Source organism: uncultured Campylobacter sp., assembly GCF_937997595.1.
Taxonomy (GTDB): Bacteria; Campylobacterota; Campylobacteria; order Campylobacterales; family Campylobacteraceae; genus Campylobacter_B.
The window spans coordinates 1-1,704 of the sequence record NZ_CALKTS010000287.1; the positions used below are offsets into that span (position 1 = coordinate 1).

A 1,704-nucleotide genomic window follows, 5' to 3' on the forward strand; every position below is an offset into this window, starting at 1 on the left:
AAATCAAAAGCGAAGCGGATAAATTTTAAACGGATGCTGCGCGGGTGAGCAGGCAAAGGCTCACGCCGCGCTAAATTTTAAATCCCGCACAAGCCCTACTTGCAGTCGCTAGGCTTAAATTCTACCCTTATAAATTCTTCGCCACTTTTTATCTTATAGCTCCATATCGCGCTGTTTATTAGCGGATGCATTACCTTCATCTGGTTGCAAAAAATTTGCTTATTTTGGCTATCTATGACATTTTGTATCACGGTTTTTTGATCATTTCCGACACTGTCAAATTTCATCCCCATGCCGTCATTTAGCTCGTAGTTGTAGATAAAGCTGCCATCTTTGCACTCAGCACCCGTTAATGTGGTAATTTCGTCGACTCGCATCGGCGCACTCTTATTGATACCTTCCACAGCCGCTCTGAGCTGGACATTAATCGCAGCTTGGTGCCGCAAAAAGCGCCGCGAAAGCAAACGGAAGTAATAAAAACTTTTTCATAATTCTCTCCTTAAAAAAATTTAGTAACGATATAAAAATTAATATTAATCGCTGCTTTAAATTTAGGGCGAATTTTTTGGTGCTGCGAATATGGAATTTTATGCAAGCGTAGCAGCGAACGCGAAAAGTTTATTTGCGGAGCTTAGCCCTAAAAAACGTAATTAGGCAGTATGTCAAAGTGCGGAATTTATTGGCTCGCCGCACTTAAATATGGGCTGTCAAGTTAATTTTATAACGCGATTTTTGCGGAATTTACGCAACTTGCGGGATTAAATTTGATGCCTAGAGTGCTGGCAAACTCGATATCAAAATCCAAAGCCCCAAATGAGTAAATACCGCAAGAAAGCGCGTCTATGAGAGCTTTAAAGCCTATCGCTAGATAGAGCTTAGGCGCGACGATCCGCAAGCGCGTGCCGTAAGATCGCCGCAACAAATTTTGCCACAAGACGGCAGGCAAAAATAAGCGACTAGATGCCCGCCTCACCACAAAAAGGCGTAAGCGCGATTAATTATCGTTGATTACGTCCAAAATTTCTCTAGCGTGCACGGCGTAATCATTCGCCATAGATTTTTGAAAAATCCCGCCGATCTGCGCGTATGAGCCCTGACCGCCACCGAAGAATTCCTCCTCGCCGAAGTTGCGCTCGTTTACGGCGATATTTTGGTTGTAGATCGGCTTTCCGTTTTTAAACATTTTTAGACGTAGATTGTAGCGCACGTAGGGCTTTGCCGAAACATCGATGCCGTCGGAGCTGTAAAAGCCAAAGCCGAATGAGCTAAGCTCAGGCGCGATAACGAGCCCTTTACCTTGCAGCGCTTTTTCGTCGTCGGTAACGCTTACGCGCCTTAGGTAGGTGCCGAAGAAGCGCTTTGCCTCGCCTGCGACGAACTCACCGACGTCGATTTTAAGCTCATCGTCTCTGCCTAGCTTCGAGCTTGCGGCGTAGCTTTTCGTCCCCATTAGCTCGCTAGGGATATAAATGAGCGCGCTTTGCATGGCGTTAGTCGCGCTTATAGTGTCATCAAACGGCGCTACGTCGGCGTTTTGATTAAACTGCGCTTCATATGCGCAACCGCTAAATAGCGCGCAAACTATTGCGGCTAGAAAGAAATTTTTCATTGTTTGCTCCATGTAAAAATTTTTGTAATTCTACCCTGCGGGTCTAAATTTTACGCTGAAACGGGCGGAATCGCTCTTCAATCCAAGCTAAAAAA

Annotated in this window: 3 protein-coding genes; all 3 read right to left on the minus strand. The window is 45.1% G+C overall.

The window, feature by feature from the left end:
• Positions 1-95 precede the first annotated feature (95 nt).
• The 3 genes from Q0614_RS09640 to Q0614_RS09650 all read right to left on the minus strand — a co-directional run bounded on the left by Q0614_RS09640 (position 96) and on the right by Q0614_RS09650 (position 1,609).
• Entirely contained in the window at positions 96-377 is a 282-nt protein-coding gene (locus tag Q0614_RS09640) for a hypothetical protein (RefSeq protein ID WP_297881253.1), read from the minus strand.
• 341 nt (positions 378-718) lie between these two features.
• A complete protein-coding gene (locus tag Q0614_RS09645) occupies positions 719-895 on the minus strand; it encodes a hypothetical protein (protein ID WP_298788338.1) in 177 nt (58 codons plus the stop codon).
• Positions 896-994: 99 nt separating this feature from the next.
• Positions 995-1,609, minus strand: a complete 615-nt coding sequence (locus Q0614_RS09650; protein ID WP_005871467.1) for a hypothetical protein — start codon at positions 1,607-1,609, stop codon at positions 995-997.
• Positions 1,610-1,704: the final 95 nt, after the last annotated feature.

Coding starts and splice junctions, on each gene's coding strand:
- Q0614_RS09650 (WP_005871467.1), bottom strand. CDS start 1,609: ATGAAAAATTTCTTTCTAGCCGCAATAGTTTGCGCGCTATTTAGCGGT.
- Q0614_RS09640 (WP_297881253.1), bottom strand. CDS start 377: ATGCGAGTCGACGAAATTACCACATTAACGGGTGCTGAGTGCAAAGAT.